Annotated in this window: 15 protein-coding genes and 2 pseudogenes; 10 read left to right on the top strand and 7 right to left on the bottom strand. The window is 74.1% G+C overall.

Annotation, left to right across the window (positions count from 1 at the left end):
• A pseudogene (locus ACFYYN_RS38730) lies at positions 1-1,116 on the top strand (M4 family metallopeptidase); the annotation flags it as partial.
• A gap of 53 nt (positions 1,117-1,169) precedes the next feature.
• On the opposite strand, the gene ACFYYN_RS38725 reads toward ACFYYN_RS38730, so the two are convergent.
• Positions 1,170-2,096, bottom strand: coding sequence for a hypothetical protein (locus ACFYYN_RS38725; RefSeq protein WP_500549509.1), 927 nt, complete (start codon positions 2,094-2,096; stop codon positions 1,170-1,172).
• Between the two features lie 128 nt (positions 2,097-2,224).
• Between ACFYYN_RS38725 and lepB the strand changes: the two genes are divergently transcribed.
• The 4 genes from lepB (at position 2,225) to ACFYYN_RS38705 (ending at position 7,174) form a co-directional block, all read left to right on the top strand.
• Complete coding sequence (gene lepB / locus ACFYYN_RS38720; protein WP_500549508.1) at positions 2,225-2,971, top strand: signal peptidase I; 747 nt, start codon at positions 2,225-2,227, stop codon at positions 2,969-2,971.
• Positions 2,972-3,103: 132 nt separating this feature from the next.
• Positions 3,104-3,892 (top strand): IclR family transcriptional regulator, encoded by a 789-nt coding sequence (locus ACFYYN_RS38715; protein WP_500549507.1) that lies wholly within the window; start codon positions 3,104-3,106, stop codon positions 3,890-3,892.
• Between the two features lie 475 nt (positions 3,893-4,367).
• The gene (locus ACFYYN_RS38710; RefSeq protein WP_500549506.1) at positions 4,368-5,630 is read left to right on the top strand and encodes a PP2C family protein-serine/threonine phosphatase; all 1,263 of its coding nucleotides are present in this window, start codon (positions 4,368-4,370) and stop codon (positions 5,628-5,630) included.
• Between the two features lie 59 nt (positions 5,631-5,689).
• Entirely contained in the window at positions 5,690-7,174 is a 1,485-nt protein-coding gene (locus tag ACFYYN_RS38705) for a SpoIIE family protein phosphatase (RefSeq protein ID WP_500549505.1), read from the top strand.
• Positions 7,175-7,316: 142 nt separating this feature from the next.
• Here ACFYYN_RS38705 and ACFYYN_RS38700 read toward each other — a convergent pair whose 3' ends face one another.
• A complete protein-coding gene (locus ACFYYN_RS38700; protein ID WP_500549504.1) occupies positions 7,317-10,766 on the bottom strand; it encodes a S8 family serine peptidase in 3,450 nt (1,149 codons plus the stop codon).
• 169 nt (positions 10,767-10,935) lie between these two features.
• Between ACFYYN_RS38700 and ACFYYN_RS38695 the strand changes: the two genes are divergently transcribed.
• Positions 10,936-11,931, top strand: coding sequence for a helix-turn-helix transcriptional regulator (locus tag ACFYYN_RS38695; RefSeq protein WP_500328909.1), 996 nt, complete (start codon positions 10,936-10,938; stop codon positions 11,929-11,931).
• A 185-nt stretch (positions 11,932-12,116) separates the two neighbouring features.
• Positions 12,117-13,856: a ubiquinone-dependent pyruvate dehydrogenase gene (gene poxB / locus ACFYYN_RS38690; protein ID WP_500549503.1), complete on the top strand. Its 1,740-nt coding sequence runs from the start codon at positions 12,117-12,119 to the stop codon at positions 13,854-13,856.
• Positions 13,857-13,898: 42 nt separating this feature from the next.
• Here the strand turns inward: poxB and ACFYYN_RS38685 are convergent, their stop codons facing one another.
• Positions 13,899-14,777, bottom strand: coding sequence for a DMT family transporter (locus tag ACFYYN_RS38685; protein WP_500549502.1), 879 nt, complete (start codon positions 14,775-14,777; stop codon positions 13,899-13,901).
• Positions 14,778-14,910: 133 nt separating this feature from the next.
• Between ACFYYN_RS38685 and ACFYYN_RS38680 the strand changes: the two genes are divergently transcribed.
• Entirely contained in the window at positions 14,911-15,351 is a 441-nt protein-coding gene (locus ACFYYN_RS38680; protein WP_500549501.1) for a GNAT family N-acetyltransferase, read from the top strand.
• A gap of 45 nt (positions 15,352-15,396) precedes the next feature.
• Here ACFYYN_RS38680 and ACFYYN_RS38675 read toward each other — a convergent pair whose 3' ends face one another.
• Both ACFYYN_RS38675 and ACFYYN_RS38670 read right to left on the bottom strand, forming a co-directional pair.
• A complete protein-coding gene (locus ACFYYN_RS38675) occupies positions 15,397-16,158 on the bottom strand; it encodes an MBL fold metallo-hydrolase (protein ID WP_500549500.1) in 762 nt (253 codons plus the stop codon).
• A gap of 154 nt (positions 16,159-16,312) precedes the next feature.
• Positions 16,313-16,516 carry a cold-shock protein gene (locus ACFYYN_RS38670; protein WP_018557881.1) on the bottom strand — a complete coding sequence of 68 codons (204 nt, stop codon included), beginning with the start codon at positions 16,514-16,516 and terminating at the stop codon, positions 16,313-16,315.
• A 437-nt stretch (positions 16,517-16,953) separates the two neighbouring features.
• Between ACFYYN_RS38670 and ACFYYN_RS38665 the strand changes: the two are divergent.
• Together ACFYYN_RS38665 and ACFYYN_RS38660 are read left to right on the top strand one after the other, a co-directional pair.
• Positions 16,954-18,260: pseudogene (locus ACFYYN_RS38665) on the top strand (amidohydrolase).
• Positions 18,261-18,554: 294 nt separating this feature from the next.
• On the top strand, positions 18,555-19,490 hold the full coding sequence (locus ACFYYN_RS38660) for a Ppx/GppA phosphatase family protein (RefSeq protein ID WP_500549499.1): 936 nt from the start codon (positions 18,555-18,557) through the stop codon (positions 19,488-19,490).
• On the opposite strand, the gene ACFYYN_RS38655 is transcribed toward ACFYYN_RS38660, so the two are convergent.
• Positions 19,455-20,699 carry a PP2C family protein-serine/threonine phosphatase gene (locus ACFYYN_RS38655; protein ID WP_500549498.1) on the bottom strand — a complete coding sequence of 415 codons (1,245 nt, stop codon included), beginning with the start codon at positions 20,697-20,699 and terminating at the stop codon, positions 19,455-19,457. The genes ACFYYN_RS38660 and ACFYYN_RS38655 overlap by 36 nt on opposite strands.
• Positions 20,696-22,327 (bottom strand): sensor histidine kinase, encoded by a 1,632-nt coding sequence (locus ACFYYN_RS38650; RefSeq protein ID WP_500549513.1) that lies wholly within the window; start codon positions 22,325-22,327, stop codon positions 20,696-20,698. The genes ACFYYN_RS38655 and ACFYYN_RS38650 overlap by 4 nt, the downstream gene beginning before the upstream one ends.
• Positions 22,328-22,401: the final 74 nt, after the last annotated feature.

The raw sequence follows: 22,401 nt of genomic DNA, 5'->3' as shown, positions 1-22,401 counted from the left end.
GTCAAGGGCGACCGCCTGGCCAAGGTGAAGAAGGCCTTCGACGCCCACGGCATCGTCCCCGGCTGGGAGCAGGACCTGGGCCTCGACAGCGACGTCCTGCTCGGCCGGCTCGGCACCCTGGAGACCGGTCTCGCCAATGACATCGGCCCCGCCACGGGCGGCGGCTGGTGGGCGGTCCCCCGCTCCAGCGCCGACAGCGCGGCCCCGTACGCCGTGTGGACCGGCCGCACCGACGGCAAGGGCAGGCCCCGCCAGGTCTCACCGGAGGACGGGCGCTACCACCTCAGCCCCGTGACCGACGGCAAGCACGTGGTGTGGCTCGCCGTCGGCGACACCTACGACCTCATGTCCGCCCCCGTGACCGGCGGCCCGGCGAAGCGGCTCTACAGCACCTCCTCCGCCTCGATCGGCAGCCTGAGCATGGACGGCGACACGGTCGCCTGGTACGAGAACGACGACCAGGCCCACACCACCCTCCGCTACCTCAAGGGCTCCGACCCCGCCCCGCGCACCGTCCCGCTGAACCGTCCCGACGCCACCGCGGGGGACGCGGACGTCCGGGCCGAGTCGCCCTCCGTGAAGGACGGGCGCATCGCCTACACCGTCAGCGGCTGGTGGGGCGACGACCCCGGCCACCGGCGCGCCGTCGTCGACGTCTACGACACGCGGACGGGCAGGACCGCGCTCGGCACCCCGGGCCGCGCGGTGTGGACCAGCCCGCCCGTGGCGACCTCCTCCGGCGTGTACTGGCTCGCCGACGAGGACCCCTTCGACGAGGGGCAGTCGGCCCTGCGCAGGAGCGGCCTCGACGCCACGGGCACCACGGACGTCATCCCCGCGACCTCGTCCGCGACCATCGGGGCCTGGACCCTGACCGCGTCGGACACGGCCGTCACGCTCACGGTCGACCCGATGGCCCCGACGGGCCTGCCGTACCTGGACACGAAGCTCTACCAGTACACGTCCGAGGGCGCGCCGCTGGGCCGCGTCTCGTGCGCCCCGGGCCGGCAGACGCACGCGGTGGCCGCCACCGGCGGCCGTGTGCTGTGGCTGGACACGACCACCACGTCCTTCGACCTGGTGACCCGCAACCGCCCGGCGGGCGAATGCCGCTGACGGTGCGTCCGGTGGGTCGGGGCGGCGCCCCGGCCCACCGGGAACGGGCACCGTCAGCCCGGCATCGGCAGCTCCACCAGAGCGGCGAGTTCGGCGCGCGTCGCCGGCCGGAGCGTCGACAGGACCAGGCGGGCCGCGGGGAGCCCGGCCTCGCCCGACCCTTGCAGGGTGACGGTGTGGACCAGGTCGTCGCGACGCAGCCGCAGTTCACGGGTGGGGTGGTCGCCGCCGTGGACGATCAGCAGGCGGCCGCCCCCATCGTCGCGGCAGTGGATCTCCTGGCCGAACGGAACGGGGCAGCCACGCGCGTCGACGCGCCGTGTGTCGTGTCCGGCGCGTTCGACCTGGAGGCCCAAGGCCGGGGAGTCGGTGCTCTCGTAGCGGGCGCCGAAACCGTCGGCGCTCGCGCCCCCGACGTGCAGCGTGTAACCGGGCGGCGGGTCACCGACGCGCAGCAGGGCGCGGTCCACGCCGTTGGCGCTCAGCCATGCGTCGAGGGTGGGCGGGCGTGCGGCGTCCCAGGCGGCGTACGCCCCGCCCGCCGCGAGGACGCCGGCCGCAGCGAGAGCGGTGAGCCGGGCCCTGGCGCCGGGCAGGAGGAAGGCGGCGGCGAGCGCGTGACAGGTCCCTCCCGCGGCGAACAGCACGCCCCGGTCCGCCAGGTGGCCGACGTGGTGGAGCACCACGGCCACGGCGAGCGCCCCGGCGGTTCCGGACGCGTACACCCCGGCCGTCCAGCCCCACAGCCCCGCCGCCCGCCGGGTGAGCGGCACGACGGGCCGGGCGGCACGGGCCAGCCCTGCGAGCAGGGCCGCCGCCAGGGCCACCCCGCAGGCGAGCGCGACCGCCAGGACCGCCGGCCTGCCGAGGAACAGCGCGAAGAGCACCGCCTGGAACTGGACGGCGGTCAGCGCGCAGCCCACGCACCAGACCGCTGCCAGATGTGCGGCCACGGCGGTCGCGTCGTTCTTCCCGATCATGTCCTTTCACCACGCGCGGGCCGGTGCCCCGGTTCCCCGCCCGCGGGAGAGCGGGGCGGGAACTCCTGATCGTTCAGGTGTACGGGCACGTACCGCGCCCGTCGTACCGACACCGTGAAGGAGCAGGCATGACCGCTGGGGAGGACGGCCGGACGGGGTTCCGCGGCACCGGGGAGGGCGCACCGGAGGCGCCGGCCCGCCGGAGACGGCCCCGAAGGGTCCGGGCGCAGCGTCCCTGGTGGCAGGAGCTACCGATCCTCGTCGTCGTGGCACTGGTCATGGCCCTGGGCATCAAGACCTTCTTCGTGCAGGCCTTCTCCATCCCGTCGGGTTCCATGCAGAACACCCTGCAGGTGGGCGACCGGGTCCTGGTCGACAAGCTCACCCCGTGGTTCGGGGCGACCCCGCAGCGCGGCGAGGTGGTCGTCTTCCGCGATCCCGGCGGCTGGCTGGACGGCCAGCCGCAGCAGAGCGGCGGCAACGTGATCACCAAGGCGTTCGCGTTCATCGGACTGGCGCCCTCCTCCGACGAGCGGGACCTCATCAAGCGCGTGATCGCGGTCGGCGGCGACACCGTGGAGTGCGAGCGCGGCGAGCCGGTCAGGGTGAACGGGAAGCCGCTGGACGAGCCGTACGTCTACCCCGGCGCCACGCCGTGCGACGACCTCCCGGTCGGAAAGGTCACGGTCCCCGAGGGCCACCTGTGGGTGATGGGCGACCACCGCGACGCCTCGTGGGACTCACGCGCCCACGTGAACGAACCCGGAGGAGGCTTCGTACCCCTGGACGACGTGGTCGGCCGCGCCTTCGTCGTCGCCTGGCCGGTGCCACGGTGGTCCACGCTGCCGGTGCCCGCGACCTTCGACCGGTCCTGACCTGCGGCGGCCCGGCCCCGCACGGCAAGGGCCGCCTTGCTTGACCCCTCGCAGCACGGCACCGACAGTAGGGAGGTGCCACGATGCGGGACCGCTTCCCGCCATGCGAGGACGAGAGAAGGCGATGCGCCCATGAGCGCCGATCGCGATCGCAACGGGGCGGCGAACGGCTCCGTGCAGGTGGTCCAGAAGTCCGCCCAGATCCTGGACTGCTTCTCCGCGACCACCCCCCGCCTCCAGGCGTCGGAGATCGTCCGCAGGACCGGGCTGCCGTCCTCAACCGTCGCACGCATCCTGCGCACGCTCGTCCGGGAGAACCTCCTCCAGCGCGAGGGGACCGCCTACAGCATCGGTCTGCGGGTGATCGCCTGGTCGGCCGCGGCCACCGCCGCCTCGGACCTCATCGCCACGGCCAGACCACTGGTGACGGCCCTGCGCGACCGGTGCGGCGAGTGCTGCGGCCTGCAGGTCCGGCAGGGCGGCAGGCGCGTCACCGTGATCTGGGCGCAGTCGACGCACTCGATCGTCTACCGGGGCCACGTCGGCCAGGTCATGCCCCTGCAGCCCAGCGCGGCGGGCAAGGTCTTCATGGCCTTCGACCCGGAGGTCCTCGCCCTCGTCCTGGACGAGGGCCTGAGGGCCCGTACCCCGCGGACCGTGGTGGACCCGGCGGTCCTGCGGGGGCAGCTCGAGGAGGTCAGGGAGCAGGGCTGGGCGTTCTCCGAGGAGGAGCTCGAGCCCGGCCTGAACTCACTGGCCGTCCCGGTCCGCTCCAGCGACGGCCGGGTGATCGCCGCGGTGAGCCTCGGGGGACCCTCGCACCGCCTCACCTCCGCCCGGGCCAAGGACCTCGCGGTCCAGGCGATCGACTGCGCGTCGGCCATCGCCGAGGGGCGTATGTGGCGGGGCAACGACGGCTAGCGCACGCGGCGCGCACCCGCCGCGTCCCGGCGCCGACCCGGTTGCCTTGACGATGTCCCATGCGGGTCGCACAGTGGATACCGCATTGCGGCAATGGCTTCCACGATGCGGCAAAGTGAGGACGGTGGAGCCATGATCCAGACGAGTCCGCGCGCCTGCCGGTGTCCGGACACAGCCGGTGCGGGCTCCGTTCGCCCGCCCCTGGCGCCCGGCGGCGACGGATGCCCCGTCATGGACCGGCGGCTGCCGGTGTTACCGCCCGCCCCGTACGGCCCCACCAGGGCGGCCGCGTCCCGGTCCCCCCGCGCAGGCCGCCCTTGACCGTCCCGGCCGACCGGCCGGACCCCCACCGGGCCGGGTGACGTCCCGTCCGTCCGCAGGGACGCGGCCACGCGTTCCCACCGTGCCGGAAGACGCAGGCGCACCGCATGCGTCCCGTCCGCGCACGGCGTACGAACCACCCGCAGGACCCTCCATGAATCTCTTCTCTTCCCCCGTCCCGACAACAGCGCAGGCAGGGGCCCGCATCCGCCCATCCGGAGCGCGGCTCGCCGGCGGACGGGGGAGGCACCTCAGGCGCACCGGCCGGGCCGGCGAGCGCGTCCCCAAGCCGGGCATCCACACCCAGGTGTCCCTGCCGGCCGGACTGATCGCGGCGATCACCCTGGCCGGGTCCGTCGCCCCCGTGGCCATCCACCTGTCCCCGCTGCTGGTGGCCGCCCCCACCTCCACGGCCGCGTTCGCGCGCGCCCGGTTCACCGCGTTCGTGGCCCTTGTCGCCAGCGCCGCGATGCTGGTCGTCGACCGCCACGACGGGCTGCTGCACTCGTCGGTCCTGCCCATCCACATAGGTGCGCTGCTGGCGGTCTCCGGCTTCGTCATCGCCGCGCGCACGCTGCACGACCGCGACCTGAGGGAACTCAACGAGGTGCGGGCGGTGTCCGAGGCGGCCCAACGGGTGCTGCTGCGGCCGATCCCGCCACGCATGGGCCCGCTGCGGGTCGCCTCCGTCTACCGTGCGGCCGCCGCGCACGCCCTGGTGGGCGGGGACCTGTTCGGCGCCGCCCGCACCGGCGGGACGACGAGGTTCCTGATCGGCGACGTCCGCGGCAAGGGGCTGCCGGCCGTGGAGGACGCGTCCGTCCTCCTCTGCGCGTTCCGCGAGGCCGCCCACCACCACGCGACCCTGCCCGGGCTGGCGGCCTCGCTGGAACTCAGTGTCGAAAGGCATTTGGCCCAGCTCACCGAGGCCGACCCCGAGGCCGGTGAGCGCTTCGTCACCGCCCTCCTGGTGGAGGTCCCCGACGACACCGACGTCGTACGGGTCGTCAGCTGCGGGCACCCGCCGCCGCTGGTGCGGCACTGCGGCCGGGTCACCACGTTGGAGGCGCACCGGCCCGCACCGCCCTTCGGGCTGGCTGGCGACGCCCCGGACGACTACCACCTCGACACCTTCGCGTTCGGCGCCGGGGACACCCTCCTGCTGTACACCGACGGCGCCATCGAGGCCCGGGACGCCTCGGGCGGCTTCTACCCGCTCCACGAACGGGCCGGCACCTGGAGCTGGGAGGCGCCGGACGAACTGCTGCGGAACGTCGGCGAGGACCTGGACGCCCACACCGGGCGGCACCTCGACGACGACCTCGCGATGGTGGCGGTGCAGCGCCCGTCCGTGCCGGGCGCCGGCCAGGGCCCGCCCGCCCCCCGGTCGCACCATCCGGCGGAGGCCGCCCCGTGAACGGCGGGCGGACGGTGCGGGCGAACGGACGCACCGGTCACGGCAGGGTGCTGGCGAGCATGACCGCGCTCCGGTTCCCGTGGGGCATCGGCCCCCTGCTGCTCCTCGGCTACCTCGGGGCCATCTGCGCGGTCCAGCTGGAGGCGTCCTCGGGCGGCCTGGTCCGATGGTCGGAGTACTCGGCGTTCGTGCCCCTCGTGGCAGCCTCCCTGATGCCCGTCAGGCGCACCTTCGTCATCGGCGCCGCCACGCTCGCCGCCAGCGTGGTGATCTACGGCTTCGCGATCCACGGGGTGTCGGTGGGCGGGCGGACCGTGGTCATCCTGGCGGCCGCGCTGTCCTTCGCCCTCAGCCTCGTTCTGTGCCGGGTCCGCCTGTGGCTGCAGCGCCGGCAGTGCGCGGCCGCGGGGTCGTGCTTCTCCGCGGAACCCGCCGTCACGGCGTCGGCGGAACCCTCGCACGACGGGAACAAGATCGCCCCGGCGCCCCCCGACGGCCTTCCGGTCACGTCCCTGCCGCGGTCGGCGGCGGTGGAGGTCGTCGGCCGCTGCCTGCCCGCCTGCGACCATTCCGGGCCGAGTGCCCACTGGCTCGACGCCATCCCGCTGCCCGGCGCCCGGGTCGCCCTCGTGGCCGGCTCGGTCTCCGCCCAGGACGGGCCGGCGGCGGGCGAGGCGGCCGCCGAACTGCGGGCGGCGGTGCGCACGCTGGCCGACATCGACCTCCAGCCGGACGAGTTGCTCACCCATCTCGACGACGTGCTCGGCCGGCTGCGCCCCGCGGGCACGGGCGTCAGTGCCGCCTGCCTGTACGCGGTCTACGACCCGGTGTCCGGCCGGTGTTCGCTCGCCGGCGCCGGGCACCCCGCGCCGGTCGTCCTCACTCCCGACGGCGCGGTCACGACGGTCGTGCTCCCGCCGTCCCGGCCCCTGGGGAAGGCACGGCCGTCCTCCGAGGCCACCGAGCTGGACCTGCCCGCGGGCAGTCTCCTGCTGGTGCACACCGACACCCGCCTCGGCGGGCCGGCCACCGAGGAACTGCTGCGCACCCTCACCAGCGTCCGCCAGGAAGGCCCCACCCTCGACGCCGTGTGCCGCTCCGTCCTGCGCGCCCTGCCCGAGGCCGACCGGCCCTGCACCGCGGTCCTCGCCGCCCGTACCCGCACCTTCGACAGCTGCGCCGTCGCCACCTGGGACCTGACGGCCGACCCCGCCGCCGTCTCCCACGCGCGCAAGCACGTGGCGGGGAAGCTCGCCGCCTGGGGGCTTCCGGACGCCACACCGACGACGGAACTCATCGTCAGCGAACTCGTCACCAACGCCATCCGCCACGCCCTTCCGCCGGTCCGGCTCCGTCTCATCCGCCACGACGACGGCCTGACCTGCGAAGTCTCCGACAGCAGCAGCACCACGCCGCACCTGCGGCGGGCCCGCACCCTCGACGAGAGCGGCCGCGGACTGTTCATCGTCGCCCAGCTCACCCAGCGCTGGGGCTGCCGCCACACCCAGGAGGGCAAGACCATCTGGGCCAAACAGCCCTGCTGAGCCGTCATCGCCGTCGCGGCACGGAACGGCCGCCGGAACGAGGAATGGGAACGAGGAACGACGAACAGGGGACGACGAACGCGGCGGTCCCGCGCCCGGTAAGCCCGGGCGCGGGACCGCCTGTGTCGGCCGCTCGCAGGAATCACTTCCGTACGGTGAACTCCCCCGTCAGCGCGCCGAGCCGGACGCTGTAGGTACCGGCCGTGCCACGGCGCACGGTGAACTCGACGCGGACGTCGTGCCCGGCCCGGACGCGGACCGTGCTGCGCTGCTCGACCGCGTCCCCGACCAGGAGCACGGCCTCGTAGTCACCGGTCCGCTCGCCGACGTTCTTGACGCGGGCGGAGACGTGCACCGCCTTGCCGGCCCGGGCGCCGTGCGGGGTCACGGACAGCCCGCTCAGCGCGAAGACCGGTTCCGGGCCCGCGACCCGGTCGTGGACGAAGACGTCGTACCGGCGGTTGGTGTCGTCGGCGACGAGGTTCGTCGCGGCGCTCTCGAACGCCACGTACCGCCCGTCCCCGCTGAGGGAGGGGAGGTCGGACGCGCCGTCTGCCTCCGCCCCCTCCAGACCGGTGGACACGCGCTCGGTCGTACCGGCCGTGCGGTCGCGGACGAAGACGTCCAACTGCCGGTTGGTGTCGACGGTGGCGAGGTTGGTCGCGTAGCTGTAGAAGGCGACCTTGCTGCCGTCGTCGCTCAGCGCGGGCGCGAAGGCCCAGTCGTCGGCCGGGGCTTCGGCGGAGTTCACGGAGACCTGCTCGGAGGTGCCGGTCCGCAGGTCCTGCGTGAAGAGCTGCCAGTTGTTGGTGAAGGCGACGACCCGGCCGTCGGCGCTGATCACGGGACCCGTGTTCTCGCCGGGCCGCGGGCCGGGCACCAGGGTGGTGGTGCCGGTCTGCCGGTCGCGGACGAAGACGTCGAGTTCGCCGTCGGTGTCGCCAGGCACCAGGTTGCCCGCGGCGCTCTGGAAGGCGACGTACCGTCCGTCGGCGCTGACCGACTGCTCCCTGGAGGCGCCGTCGCCGGGACCGCCGTCGGCGCCTTGCGAGATCCGGCTGGTGGTGCCGGTCTGCCGGTCGCGGACGAAGACGTCCGTGGTGTTGTTGGTGTCGCCGGGCACCAGGTTGTCGGCTTCGCTGTTGAACACCGCGTAGCGCCCGTCGGCGCTGAGGGCGGGAGCGGAGGACAGCCCGTTGCCCTGGGTGCCGTCGGAGGCGACGGACACACGTTCCGTGGTGCCGGTCCTGCGGTCGTGCACGAAGCTGTCGGTCTGCTGGTTGGTGTCGCCGGGCACGAGGTTGGTGGCGCCGCTGTTGAAGCCGACCCACCGCGCGTCGGCGCTGAGCGTGGGCGTCAGGGAGAAGCTGTCGGCCTGGGCGCCGTCGGAGGCGACCGACACGCGCTCGGTCTCCCCGGTGTTCAGGTCGGTGACGAAGACGTCGAGTTCGCCGTTGGTGTCGCCGGGGGCGAAGTTGGAGGCCGGGCTGGCGAAGGCCGCCGCGGAGCCGTCGGCGCTCAGCTTGGGCCACCACGCCTCGTGGTTGCCCTGCTTGCCCTCGGAGGTCAGCGACACGCGTTCGGTCGCGGACGGCCGGGGCAGTTGCAGGGCGGCGCGGGCCGCAGGACCCGATCCGCGGACGACGACCCGTACGGGCTTGGAGCGGGAGATCCCCGGGGCGTTCGCGGACACTTCGTAGGCGCCGACGGGGACGTCGCGGATGGTGTAGCGGCCCTCGCGGTCGGTCGTCGCCTTCAGCGGGTCGGGGACGTCGAGGACGGTGACGGTCGCCCCGGGCACGGTGGAGCCCGTCGGGCCGAAGGTGACCCGGCCGGTGATCACCCCGCGGCGGGTCCGGTCGAGCCGCGGGGAGACGTCGGTGTACCGGTCGGTCTGCACCCGCGCGGTGATCTCCTGCGCCACGTAGCCGAAGCGGGTGAGCCGCAGTTCGTGCGTGCCGGCGGCGAGGCGCAGCTCGAACCGGCCGTCGGCGCCGGTGGTGACGGTGCGTCCGGTGCCGGTGAGGGCGACGGTGACTCCGGCCAGCGGACGGCCGGTCCTGGTGTCCTTGACCGTGCCGCGCACGCCGCTGCGCAGCGCGGCCTCCTTCACCGCGGCGTAGGCGTCGATGCGGCCCCAGCCGTAGCGCGGGTTGGGGCGCGCGCCGTAGCGCTGGTCGAAGAAGGAGGTGCCGGTGAGGATGCCGAGGGCGTCGTCGACGGTGAGGCCGGGGCGGGCCTGGAGCATCAGCGCGACCGTGCCGGACACATGGGGCGTGGCCATGGAGGTGCCGCTGAGCAGCCCGTACTCGCCACCCGGGAGGGTGGACAGGACGTCCACGCCGGGGGCGGAGACGTCGGGCACCACGTACGACTGCGGCCATTCGGCGGGCGCGTCGATCCAGTCGCTGCGGTCGACGACCTCGCCGCAGGAGAAGTCGGCCACGTCGTCGGCGTCGTCGGTGGCGCCGACGGACACGGCCTCGTACACGTTGCCGGGGCTGGCGGAGCCGCTGACGCACTGGTTGCCGATGGCGAAGGAGGGGAACACGCCGGCGCGGTAGATGTTCCGGGTGGGCTCGATCAGTTCGTCCGCGTAGCCCTCGGCCCCGAGCGACATGCTGACCACGTCGGCGGGTTCGCCTGCGGGCCTGCCCTCGGCGTCGTACGGGGCGATCGCCCACTCCATGCCCGCGATCACCTGGGCGAGCGTGCCCGAGCCGCCGGGGATGATCAGTCCGGCCATGAGGTCGGCGCCCGGTGCGACGCCGATCGCGGTGCCCGAGGCGTCGCCGCCCGCGATGGTGCCCGCCACGTGGGTGCCGTGGTAGCTGCTGTCGTGCGGGCGGGAGGCCACGGGCTCACCGGTCCCGCTGAACTCCAGCCAGCCGCCGGGGTGGGCGGGGTCCTTGGCGTCGTCGGTGGTGAGCTTCCCGGCGAGGTCGGGGTGGTCGATGTCGACGCCGGTGTCCAGGACGGCGACGCGTACGCCCTCGCCGGTGGGCCCCTGCTCGGCGCGCACCTTGTCGACCCCGATCTTCGTCAGGCCCCAGGTGCTCGGCGCGGCGGCCGCCGCGCGGGTCGCCTCGGCGTCCTTGTCCGGCTCGGCAGGGGGCGCCTGGAGGGTGAAGTTGGGGATGATGTGGTCGACCGGGGCGAGGGAGGCGAGCTCCTGGAGGGTCTGCGGTGTGACCTTCACCAGGACCATGTTCTTCAGCCAGAAGGTGTTGAGCACCTGGTCGCCGCGCGACTCGACGAGGTCCACGACCGGGGACTGCACGGACCTTGCGCTGCGGGTGAGTTCGTCCCGCACCGCGCCCGGGTCCGCGGCCTGCCCGGGGAGTCCTGCGCGGTCGCGCAGCACCACGGCCGCCTCGATGCGTCCCTCACCCCGTGCCCGGACGGCGTCCATCCTGCGCAGCAGCGTGGGGTCGATCTTCTCCCGGCCGGCCTTCACCGGGCCCGGCGCCGCCGGACCGTTCTCCTGTGCCGCGGCCGGGAGCGCCGTGAGCAGCAGCGTGCACAACCCGAGGGCCGGCAACCAGACGCGGTGGCGCCGTTGTCGGAGCGAGCGGCGGGCGGGCAGCGGCATGGGCGCTCCTTCGTGCGACGTGTGTCCACGTCCTCGAACCGGAATGTCGACGTACCGCGGGGAACGCTGACATCCGGTTCACCGGGCTGACAAGATGATCGCTGGGCGACTTCCCGTCAGGTGACGGAAGTACGACACATGAAGAGAGCACGAAGGCGGACCGCGGACCATGCTCGAATCCATCGGCCTGAGCCGGCAGGACGAATCGGTGTACGAGTCCCTCGTGCGCCGGGTGCACGCCACGGTCGCGGACCTGGCCCACGACTGCCGGCTGCCCGCTCCCGCGACGCGGCGCAGCGTGCGGTCGCTGGTCTCCCTCGGCCTCGCCGTGCGCTCCACCGGACGCCCCGTCACCTACGCCGCGGTCTCACCGGACAGCGCCCTGGAAGCCGTACTGCGCGACAGGGAACGGGCGTTGAACGACGTGCGCTCCCATGTCTCCGGCCTGATGGACCTGTACCGTGCGGGCACGCGGTTCGTGAACCCCGGCGAGCTGGTCGAGGTCGTCTCGGGGCGGGACGACGTCAACCGCCGCTGGGCGCAGCTCCAGCAGAGCACGCGCACGCAGGTCCGGGGCTTCGACCGGCCGCCGTACGCGTCGGTCGAGGAGCACACCGAGCCCAACCCGATCGAGCTCGAACTGCTCAAGCGCGGCGTCGCCTACCGCGTCATCTACGACAGCACCGTGCTCGCCCTGCCCGGCTGGCTCGCGGACGTCACCGTCGGCGTCCGGCACGGCGAACAGGCCCGGGTCGCGGCCGGCCTGCCGATGAAGCTGGCCATCTCCGACGACCGGCTGGCCATCATCCCCCTGCTGCGCCCCGGCGACGACGCGGTGACGGCGTCCTACCTGATCCACCCCTCCCCCCTGCTCGACGCGCTGATCGCCCTCTTCGAGGCGGTCTGGGAGCGCGCGGTTCAGGTACGCCTCCCGGCGAACGGCGCCTCCCCGGGAAGGCTGGAGCCGGCGCCGGACGGGCTGTCCGCCGAGGAGGCGAAACTGCTGACGCTGCTCGCCGCGGGCGCCACCGACAAATCGGCCGGCCGCGCCCTGGGTTGGAGCGAACGGACCGTCCAGCGCCACGTCACCCGGCTCATGCAGCGCTTCGGCGCCCAGACGCGTTTCCAGATCGCCATGGAGGCCACCCGCCGCGGGTGGATCTGACGAGGCTCCGCCCGACGCCCCGACGCCCCGAAGCCCCGGCGCCTCACGCCCCGCGTCCCGCGTCCCGGCGAGACCCTACGGATCCTCTGAGCGCCGTGTCGCTCCCGCGGACCGGACGGGATGTCACAAAATGTCCGGGGTGCCGCGGGCACCGCGCCGTTCCGACGAGCCGCCAGGGAGTCCTCTTGGGTACCACCGTCGCAGATGTCATGGTCGCGGCTCTCGCGTCCTCCGGTGTACGGCGGGTGTACGGCCTGCCGGGGGACTCGCTGAACGGCTTCACCGACGCCCTGCGCCGCAACGGGACCGTCGCGTGGGCCCACGTGCGGCACGAGGAGACCGCGGCCTTCGCCGCGGCGGGCGAGGCCGCGGTCACCGGGCGGCTCGCGGTGGCGGCGGGCAGCTGCGGACCGGGGAACCTGCACCTCATCAACGGGCTGTTCGACGCACAGCGCAGCCGTGTGCCGGTGCTGGCGATCGCCGCGCACATCCCGCGGACCGAGATCGGCGGCGAGTACTTCCAGGAGACGCATCCGCAGGAACTGTTCCGCGAGTGCAGCGTCTACCGCGAGATGGCGAGCCTGCCGGAGCAGGTCCCGCGGCTGCTGCGCATCGCGATGCGCTCGGCGCTGGAGCGCAGGGGCGTCGCGGTGCTGGTGATCCCGGGCGAGCTGTTCCTGGCCGGCATCGACCTGCCCGTCCCGCCCCGGCCCGTGGTCGGGACCTCCTCGCACGTGCGGCCGGACGACGCCGCCCTTGCCCGCGCCGCGGAGGTCCTCAACAGGGCGGAACGGGTCACCATCCTCGGCGGCGCGGGCTGCCACGACGCGCACGACGAGGCGGTGGCCCTGGCCGACGCGCTGAAGGCGCCGATGGTGCACGCGCTGCGCGGCAAGGAGTTCCTGGAGCACGACAACCCGTACGACGTGGGGCTGACCGGCCTGATCGGCTACAGCTCCGGCTACCGGGCGATGGAGCACTGCGACGCGCTGCTGATGCTCGGCACCGACTTCCCGTACCGCCAGTTCTACCCGGGCCCCGACGTGCCGGTCGTCCAGGTCGACGTCCGCGGCGAGCACATCGGGCGGCGCACCGACGTCGACGTGCCGCTGGTCGGCACCGTCAAGGACACCGCCGCCGCGCTGCTCCCGCTGCTCCGTCCCCGGGCCGACCGGTCCTTCGCCGACCGGATGACCGGCCACTACCGGAAGGTGCGCGGCCGGCTGGACCACCTCGCGGCGGCCGGTCCTTCGGACTCCCCCATGCACCCCCAGCACGTCGCCGCCACCGTCGACAAGCTCACGACCCCGGACGCCGTCTTCACCGCCGACGTCGGCACCCCCACGGTGTGGGCGGCCCGCTACCTGACGATGAACGGCCACCGGCGGCTCATCGGCTCGTTCAACCACGGCACGATGGCCAACGCCCTGCCGCACGCCATCGGCGTCCAGGCCTCCCATCCGGGACGCCAGGTCGTGGCCCTGTGCGGGGACGGCGGCCTGAGCATGCTCCTCGGGGAGCTGCTCACACTCCGTCAGCTGAACCTGCCCGTCAAGATCGTGGTCTTCAACAACACCGCGCTCTCCTTCGTGGAGCTGGAGATGAAGGCCGCGGGCATCGTCAACTTCGGCACCGACCTGGGCGAGGCGGACTACGCCGGGGTCGCCCGGGCGGCGGGGCTGTTCGGCGCCAGGGCCGAACAGCCGGGCCAGCTCGCCGAGGCGCTCTCGGCCGCGCTCGACCACGACGGCCCCGCGCTGGTCGACGCCCGTACCGCGCGCCACGAGCTGTCGCTGCCCCCGAAGATCACCTACGGCCAGCTCAAGGGGTTCACCCTCTTCGCGACCCGAACGATCCTGTCCGGGCGGGCGGACGAGATCGTGGAGCTGGCGAAGACCAATCTGCGGGATCTCGGCTTCGACTGAACGCGCGGCGGGGCGGGACCGCGGACGGCCGCCGGGTGCCGCTCAGCGGGGTGCGTCCGGCGCCACCAGCGTGCGGACGAGCGGCACCCGGACCAGGACGAACGCGCCCGCCACCACGAGCAGCGCGCCCAGCAGCATGGGCAGGAGCCACCAGCCTCCCCGCAGGCGCTCCTCGAACACCGTCACGCCCAGCGCGAGGCTCACGGTCGCGTCCCCCAGCGTCAGCGCGGGCTGGGAGGCCACCAGGGGACCGGACTGCATGGCGTTCTCCAGGAGGAAGACGGCCGCGACCCCGACGAGCGCGAAGCCGTAGGTCTGCCACGCGGTGAAGAAGGCGGCCGCACCGTCGGTGGCCCACACCTGCGTGGCGTCCTTCAGGAACCCGGCGGTCAGCGCGTAGCAGATGGCCGCCGACAGGCCGAAGCAGGCGGCGCGCACCCGGCCCTCGGGACGCCGGACGGCGGTGCCGACCAGCACCAGGACGGCGGCGGCACAACTCGGCACCGCCATCGCCCACAGGCCGGTGCGCGGCCGGTCGACCCCGCCGCTCGGTGACGCGGCCCACAACCCCACGCCCAGCCCCACCACCATGGCGGCGACGGCGGCCCAGCCACGCGGCGGAAGCCGGCGGCGCAGCACCAGGCCGCCGATGAACAGGGCGAAGGGCAACTCCAGGACGAACAGCGGCTGGACGAGCGAGAGCGCGCCGTTGAGCAGGGCCAGAGCCTGGAACGCGGCCGCCGCGATCACCGCGCCGAATCCGGCGAGCCACACGGGCTTGCGCAGCAGTTCGCCCATGAGGGCCGGACGCAGCCCCACCGAGAGCGGGACCGTGCGGGCCGCGTAGCGCTGGAGCACGGTGGCCAGGGCGTTGCTGACGGCCGCGAGCAGCGCGAACAACACGGCAAGGGTGGTCTGCACCAGGGCTCTCCTCCGGATCCCGGCCCACGCTAACCGCTGCGCTCCCCCACCGCGCCGCGCGACGCGTCGCAGGCCCTCCGGCCTCCGGCAAATGCGGTTGACGCCGCTCGCCGTCCACCGGTTTCCTGCTGCGATGTCGACCCTTCGCATCGAACGGCCCCATGGCGACGCCATGCTCGAGGACTGGCGGTTCGTCCACAACACGATCATCCCCACCGGCCCGCTCTCCCTCGACGACGTGCGCGAGCGATCGCGGCGCAACCACCTGGAGGTCGCCTACCTCGGTGACGCCGTCGTGGGCTGCACGACCGTGCGGCCGCCCACCGGCGAGGAAGCCACGGCCACGGTCATCGCCCGGGTGCTGCCCGACCACCGGGGGCAGGGCTTCGGCATGCGGCTCTACACCCGGGGGATCGACCGGGCGCGCGAGTTGGGCGCGGTGGCGGTCGAGACGGTCGTCCTGGCGTCCAACACCGAGGGGCTGCGTTTCGCCGAGGCGCGGGGCTTTGTCGAGGTCGAACGCTACGTGCTGCCCGGGGACACCATCGCCTACGTCACCCTGCGGCTGGCCTGAGGCCCCCACCCGTACCCGCGGCCCGCTGACCCCGGCGGAGCAGGGTCAGGAGCGGTCCGCGGGAGCGCTGCGGCGCAGGTAACGCTCCGCCACCTCGCGCAGCCGGTCACGGCCGAAGCTCCGCCCGTGGCCGGGGTGGACGACGGAGACGTCCAGGTCGGCGAGGAAGGCCGCGGTGCGCCGGTAGGCCGTCACGTCGGACTCGGGCAGGTCGTCGACGAGGTAGCCGTCGTAGACGGCGTCGCCGGAGTACAGCGCCCCCGTGCGCTCCTCGAGGAGGGCGACGGAGCCCGGCGTGTGCCCCGGGAGGTGGAGGACGGTGAGGGTGCGGTCGCCGAGGTCGATCCGCTCGTCCCCGCTCAGGGTGCGGGTGAGGGTCACCGGACCGATGCCGTAGCTGCCGGGGTCGTACCCGGGGCCGGGCAGGGCGTCGAGGAGGAGGTCCGGGAAGGACGCGCCCACGTCCTCGGTGCCGAGCCGTTCGGCGAGTTCGGGCCCGTACAGGCTCGCCGGCACGCCGCGCGCCAGAGCCGCGGCGTCCGCGGTGTGGGCGACGCGCTCGGTGAACTCGTGGGCGCCGCCGACGTGGTCGAGGTGTGCGTGGGTGAGGAGCAGCAGCGGCTCCCTCGCGAAGACGTCCGGGACCTCCCGGCGCAGGGGCACCACCCCGAGTCCGGCGTCCACGACGAGGTCGCGTTCGGAGCCGCGCAGCCACCACACGTTGGCCTTCACGATCTCGTGGGCGTGCGGCTCGCTGATGCGGACGATTCCGTCCTCGACGTCGCGTCGCTCGTACCAGTGCGTCATACCGCCCCAGTGTCCTCGCCCCGGACGCCGGCCCGGAGGCGGGGTCCACGAGTGGGGCAGGGGCGGGGCCGAAGACGGGGACGGGGTGGCCGGGCCTCTCCGGCAGCCATGTGCGCGCTGCCGGTGACGACCCGGCCACCCCGGTCGCGGACCGTCAGTTGCGGATGATGTTCTCCGCCTGCGGTCCCTTCTGTCCCTGGGTGACGTCGAACGTCACGGCCTCACCCTCGACCAGTTCGCGGTAGCCGTTGCCGGCGATGTTCGAGTAGTGCGCGAACACATCGGGGCCACCTCCGTCCTGTGCGATGAAGCCGAAGCCCTTTTCCGAGTTGAACCACTTCACGACGCCTGTCGCCACCGCGTCCATCCTTCACGTGCCAGCCGCCGAGCCACGCCGACTGCGTGACCCGGAGTCGCCTCCTGACGGAGACGGCCACGGAGCCCTCTTTACCCGACGCGGGGCGTTTTTACGCCGGGTCCTCGCATCTGTACGTCCCCTGCCGCAACGGACCGCCCCGCGGCGGGCATCCCGGGCCCCCCACCCGGCGGACGGACCGCGCTAGGGCGCAGGCGCGAAAGGGCCGTGATTCCCCGCACCGCTGCGCACCGACTTCCGCACATTCGTGGAGCAATGCCCGAAGTCGGCCGGAGGAGTCCGGCGGACTTTTTCTTGCTCCGTACCCGGGTTCCTTTCTAACGGGGCCCGCTGGCCGATCCGTGCGCGTCCCGCTGTCACCCCGCTGTCAGACGTCCTGCGGCCCTTCCGCCCCGACACCCCACCGACGGGAGCCAGTTGTGACCCCCTCCGCGGACGGCCCGTACCGCCAAGTCCTCGACGGCCTGCCCCGGGTCCTGCGGCCCACCGTGGCCGACTACCTCGACCTGCACCGGCATCCCGAACTGTCCGGTGCGGAGGAGCGCACCGCGGCGCGGCACGCGGAGCGCCTGCGTGCCGCCGGGCTCGAGGTCACCACCGGCGTCGGCGGGCACGGCGTGGTCGGCGTGCTCCGCAACGGCCCCGGCCCGGTGGTGATGCTGCGCGCCGAACTGGACGCGCTGCCGGTCCTGGAGGCCACCGGTCTGCCGTACGCCAGCGAGGCCGTCGCCCTCGACGGCGAGGGCCGCCCGGTGCCCGTCATGCACGCGTGCGGCCACGACCTGCACCTGGCGTGCCTCGGCGGTACGGCGGCGCTGCTCGCCGGCGCCACCGGTCACTGGTCGGGCACCCTGATGACGGTCGGCCAGCCCGCGGAGGAGACCCTCGACGGGGCCCGCGCCATGCTGGAGGACGGCTTGTACACCCGCTTCCCGGTCCCCGACGTCGTCCGGCCCAGCACACCGCGCCGCTGCCGGCCGGGATGGTCGCCCACGCGCACGGACCGGTGCTGGCGGGCAGCCGGCTGCTCGAGGTCGTCGTGCACGGCTCGGGCGGCCACGCGGCCAGCCCGCACCTGGCGGTGGACCCCGTGGTCGCCGCGGCCGCGATCGTGCTGAGGCTGCAGACCGTGGTGTCGCGGGAGACCAGTCCGGCCGAGCAGGTGGTGCTGACGGTGGGCTCGCTCCACGCCGGCACCCGGGGCAACGTGGTGCCCGCCTCGGCCACGCTGGAGGTCTCGGTGCGCGCGTTCGGCGACGAGGCGCTGGAGCGTGTGACGGCGGCCGTGCACCGCATCGTCGCCGCCGAGTGCGCGGCCTCCGGCTGCCCGCGCGAACCCTCCGTCCGGGTCCTCGCGCAGTCGCAGCCCACGCTTGCCGACCCCGGCATCGCGGCCGCCGTGCGGGGCGCTCACGAGCGGACCCTCGGCGCCGCCCGCGTCGCCGTCTGGCCCGCGTCCACGGCCACCGAGGACTTCCCGCTGTACGGCCCGGCCGGCGCCGGTCTGCATGGCGCGACCGGGGTGCGCACCGCCTACTGGATGCTCGGGTGCGTCGGCCCGGAGCAGTGGGCGCGGACCCCGGGTACGAGCGCCGCGGCCAAGATGGCGGCCCTGCCGCCGAACCACTCCCCCGGGTTCCGTCCCGATCCCCGGCTCGCCGTCCCCGCGGGCGTGACCGCGCTGACGGCGGCCGCACTGGCGCGGCTGGCGGAGCCGGCACGGTGAGGACGCGGTGAGGACGCGGTGACGGCGCCGTGACGGCGCAACCAGCCGCCACCTGCGCGGAATTCGCCGCTCCAGCCCCCGGAGCCGTACCGGCGCGGCCGTGACCGATCGGGTGCTCTCCGCAACGATCTCGTCAAAGGATCTTGACTTGCGCGCCCGCGGGGCCCTGAATAGGACGGCGCCCGCCCGTCTCCGGGGAGGCACAGCCGTCGATCCGGGGAATGAGGAGGGTGCGGTGTCGATGAGGGGTGGAGGTACGGATTGAAGACGCAGAGGAAGGTACGCAGAACGGGAGTGCTCGACGTCGGGTGCCACAGCGCCCTGCTCACGATCGTGGAACGACGGGCCGGCTCGCCGCTGGAACCGGTACTGGCACGCAAGGTGCGGCTGCGGCTGCACGAGACGCTCGACGCGGCGGGACGGCTCGACAGGTCGGGGGTGCGCAGCGTCCAGCACGCGGTGGCGCGGACCCTGGCGGCCGACAGCGGGCATTCGCTGCCCTCGGTGTACGCCTTCGCCACCTCCGTCATCCGGGACGCGCCGAACCGCGACGAGGTCATCGCGCAGGTCGCACGGACCACGGGCATGCGGCTGCGGGTGCTGTCGGGCGAGGAGGAGGCCCGGCTGGCCTACGTGGCCGCCCGCGAGTGGGCGGGCCGGGACGGTGGGCCGCTGCTGGTGCTGGACATCGGGGGCGGGACGCTGGAGATCGCGGCCGGCACCGGGGAGCAGCCGCACGCGGTCCACTCGCTCCCCCTCGGAGCCCGCGCCGTCAACCGCCGCTGGGACCTGGTGGACGCCGTCACCTCCAAGCGGCGGCTGCACGAGGTCCGCGACCGTCTACGCGCGTCGGTCGGCGAACTGGGCGACGCGCTGCCGCGGGCGCCGCGGGACGGACGGGTGCTGGCCTCCTCCAAGACGTTCACCCAGCTGGCGCGGCTCGCGGCCGCCCGCGGCACGTCCGACGAGGGCCCGGACCGGCTGACGCTGAAGCAGGTGCGGCAGATCGTGCCCGTCCTGGCAGCGAAGGGCCCGGCGGGGCGCGCCAAGCTCCCGGGCATCTCACGGCACCGCGCGGGCCAGTCGCTGGCGGGGGCGCTGGTGGCCGAGACCCTGATGGAGATGTGCGGGGTGGACAGCGTGGAGATCTGCCCCTGGTCCACGCGCGAGGGACTGCTCCTGGAGCGCCTGGAGTCAGTGGCCCCGGCCGTTCACCGCCGGGCCGGCTGAACCGTCGGCGGGCACGGCCGCGCCGTCACCCCCCGCGCCCCAGTCCAGGCGCAGCACCGCCAGGTCGTCCGTGTGGCGTTCCCCGTCCAGGTCACGGACCTGCCCGATCAGCGCGTCGAGGTGCGCGTCGGGCGCCGTCACGGAGGTGCGGGCCAGCAGGCGCAGCAGCCCCTCCGCGCCGAGCCGCTCACCGCCGGGGCCGGCATGGCCTTCGATGAGGCCGTCGGTGTAGAGCGTCAGGGTGCCCCGCTCCGGCAGGTCCAAGGCCGTGGCGGGCCACTGGTCAAGACCCGGTGCGATGCCGAGGGCGACGCCGTGGGCCGCCTGGACCGGTCGCGTGACGCCGCCGGTGGTCAGCAGGGGCTCGTGATGCCCGGCCAGGTGCACCGTGGCCCGGGACGCGGCGAAGTCCAGGGTGAGCAGGGTGCACGTGGTGAACAGGTCGGGGTGCGAACGTTCCGCGACCAGCATGCGCTCCAGCAGGCGCAGGAGTTCCGGGCCGCGGTGGCCGCCCAGGGTCAGCGCGCGCCAGGCGATGCGCAGGCAGACGCCGAGTGCCGCGGCGTCGGGGCCGTGGCCGCTGACGTCGCCGATCACGGCGTGGACGCGCCCGTCGTCGGTCTGCACCACGTCGAGGAAGTCGCCGCCCAGCAGGGCGCTCTCCCGCCCGGGGAGGTAGCGGCTGGTGGCGGTGACGGCGGGGGTGGCCAGCAGGGGCTGCGGCAGCAGGCCCCGTTCGAGGCGGGCGTTCTCCTGTGCGCGCAGTCTTCCGGCCTGCAGGTCGGCGCCGGCCCGTTCGGCCTGCTTGCGCTGGACGGCGTAGCGCACGGCGCGCTGCAGGAGTTCCGGTTCGACCTTGCCCTTGACGAGGTAGTCCTGGGCGCCGGTGGCCAGGGCCTCGGAACCAGCCTGCCCCTCGGCCAGGCCCGTCAGCACGATAACGGCGGTGTTCGGGTCGGCGCGCTGGATCTCGGCGACGGCACCGGGGCCCGCCGCGTCGGGCAGGTGCAGGTCGAGCAGGACGCAGTCGGCGGCCCGCGCGGACAGCTCGAAGCAGGCGTCCGCCAGGGTCTTGTGCCAGACGAGCGTGTACCGCAGCGAGGTGTCGGCGAGCATCTCGGTCACCAGCAGGGCGTCGCCGGCGTCGTCCTCGACGAGCAGGATCCGGTGGTGCGCGACAGGGTTGAGCGGCGTGGGGGGTGTCGTCACGGTCGGGGCTCCCCCGTGCCTCCGGCGTCGTCCGCGGCGTCTTCCGCGGCGGCGGACGCGGTTCCGGACTCCTGCCCGGGGTCGGGCCGCTGTGCGGGGAGGGTGAAGGCGATGCGGGTACCGGGGCCGTACTCCGGGTCGATGCCGATGGTGCCGCCGTGGAACTCGACGATCTTCTTGCACATGGCCAGCCCGATCCCGTTGCCGGGGTAGGCGTCCTTGGTGTGCAGCCGCTGGAAGATCACGAAGACCTTCTCGGCGAACTCGGGGTCGATGCCGATGCCGTTGTCGGTGACGGAGAACCGCCACAGGTCGCCGTCGCGCCGGGCCGCGACGTGGATCCGCGGTGCCCGGTCGGGGTGGCGGAACTTCACCGCGTTGGAGATCAGGTTCTGCCAGAGCATGCCCAGTTGCGTGGTGTCGCCGACGACGGTGGGCAGCGGGTCGCGGGTGATCTCGGCGCCGGACTCCTCCAGGGCGACGCTCAGCGCCTCCTCCGTCGCGCCGGCGATCCGCTCCAGGTCCACGGTGCCCTGCTGGTTGTGGACCCGGCCCACCCGGGAGAACGCCAGCAGGTCGTTGATGAGGGTCTGCATGCGGTTCGCGCCGTCGACGGCGAACGCGATGTACTGGTCGGCCCGCTCGTCCAGTTGGTCCCCGTAGCGGCGCTGCAGGAGCTGGGTGAAGCTCGACACCTTCCGCAGCGGCTCCTGCAGGTCGTGCGAGGCGACGTAGGCGAACTGCTCCAGCTCGGCGTTGGAGCGCTTGAGGTCGGCGGACTGCTCGTCGAGGAGCTGCCGGGCCCGCTCGGCGAAGGAGAGTTCCTCCGCGAGCCGGCGCCGCATGCCCTCCACGTCCCCGCCGAGCCGGCGCAGGTCGGCCGGGCCGTTCACGGTGATGGGGTGGTCGAAGCGGCCCCGCGTCACGTACCGGACCTCGGTGCCCAGCAGCTCCAGGGGCCTGGTGATGCCGCGGCGCAGGCCCTCGAAGACGAGCACGGCCAGCAGAACGATGACGGCGGCGATGGCGGTGAGCACCACGTTGCGCAGCCGCACGGCGGCGTCGAGTTGGGTGCCGGCGGTGATGCGGGCCTGCCGCAGGTGCTCCTGCTGGGAGCCGAGGGCGTCGCGGACCCGGTCGAAGGCGGCCCTGCCCTCGTCTGCCCGCTCGGTGGCGAGCGGCACCGGCTCCCCCGGCGTGGCCGGCGCCGAGGCGACGGGCCGGGCGATCAGCCCCTGCCAGGCGGTGGCCGCGTCCACGACGGCGTCGAGGTCGGCGCGGGCCCGCGCGTCACCCTGGACGAGGGGACGCAGCCGGTCGAGGGCGGTCCGCTCGTCCGCCAGCCCCTGGGTGTACGGGTCGAGGAACTCCCGCTGCCCGCTGAGGCCGTAGCCGCGGACACCGGTCTCCTGGTTCACCAGCGCCGCTTCCAGCCGGACGGAGTTGACCAGGGCCGGGGACCGCACGTCGACCAGCTGGTCCGTCAGGGCCGAGCTGCGGTCCAGCGCCCAGATGCCGAGCGCGCCGAGCGCGGCGAGCACCGCGAGTGCGAGGCTCACCCCCACCCGGAGCCACCGCCGGGTGGTCCACGCCGACAGCCGGCCCGGGCGCCGGGCGTCATCGGGCACACGGGCCGTCTCCGGCCTGCCGGTCGCCTGCACGATCGTCTCGCCCGTTGCCACGCTGTGCGCCCTCCGCTTCG

The organism is Streptomyces sp. NPDC001902 (assembly GCF_042891295.1).
Taxonomy (GTDB): domain Bacteria; phylum Actinomycetota; class Actinomycetes; order Streptomycetales; family Streptomycetaceae; genus Actinacidiphila.
Note: the sequence above shows the minus strand (reverse complement) of the source record. Positions and strands in the feature narration are given on the sequence as shown.

Coding starts and splice junctions, on each gene's coding strand:
- ACFYYN_RS38725 (WP_500549509.1), bottom strand. CDS start 2,096: ATGATCGGGAAGAACGACGCGACCGCCGTGGCCGCACATCTGGCAGCG.
- lepB (WP_500549508.1), top strand. CDS start 2,225: ATGACCGCTGGGGAGGACGGCCGGACGGGGTTCCGCGGCACCGGGGAG.
- ACFYYN_RS38715 (WP_500549507.1), top strand. CDS start 3,104: ATGAGCGCCGATCGCGATCGCAACGGGGCGGCGAACGGCTCCGTGCAG.
- ACFYYN_RS38710 (WP_500549506.1), top strand. CDS start 4,368: ATGAATCTCTTCTCTTCCCCCGTCCCGACAACAGCGCAGGCAGGGGCC.
- ACFYYN_RS38705 (WP_500549505.1), top strand. CDS start 5,690: ATGACCGCGCTCCGGTTCCCGTGGGGCATCGGCCCCCTGCTGCTCCTC.
- ACFYYN_RS38700 (WP_500549504.1), bottom strand. CDS start 10,766: ATGCCGCTGCCCGCCCGCCGCTCGCTCCGACAACGGCGCCACCGCGTC.
- ACFYYN_RS38695 (WP_500328909.1), top strand. CDS start 10,936: ATGCTCGAATCCATCGGCCTGAGCCGGCAGGACGAATCGGTGTACGAG.
- ACFYYN_RS38680 (WP_500549501.1), top strand. CDS start 14,911: ATGTCGACCCTTCGCATCGAACGGCCCCATGGCGACGCCATGCTCGAG.
- ACFYYN_RS38675 (WP_500549500.1), bottom strand. CDS start 16,158: ATGACGCACTGGTACGAGCGACGCGACGTCGAGGACGGAATCGTCCGC.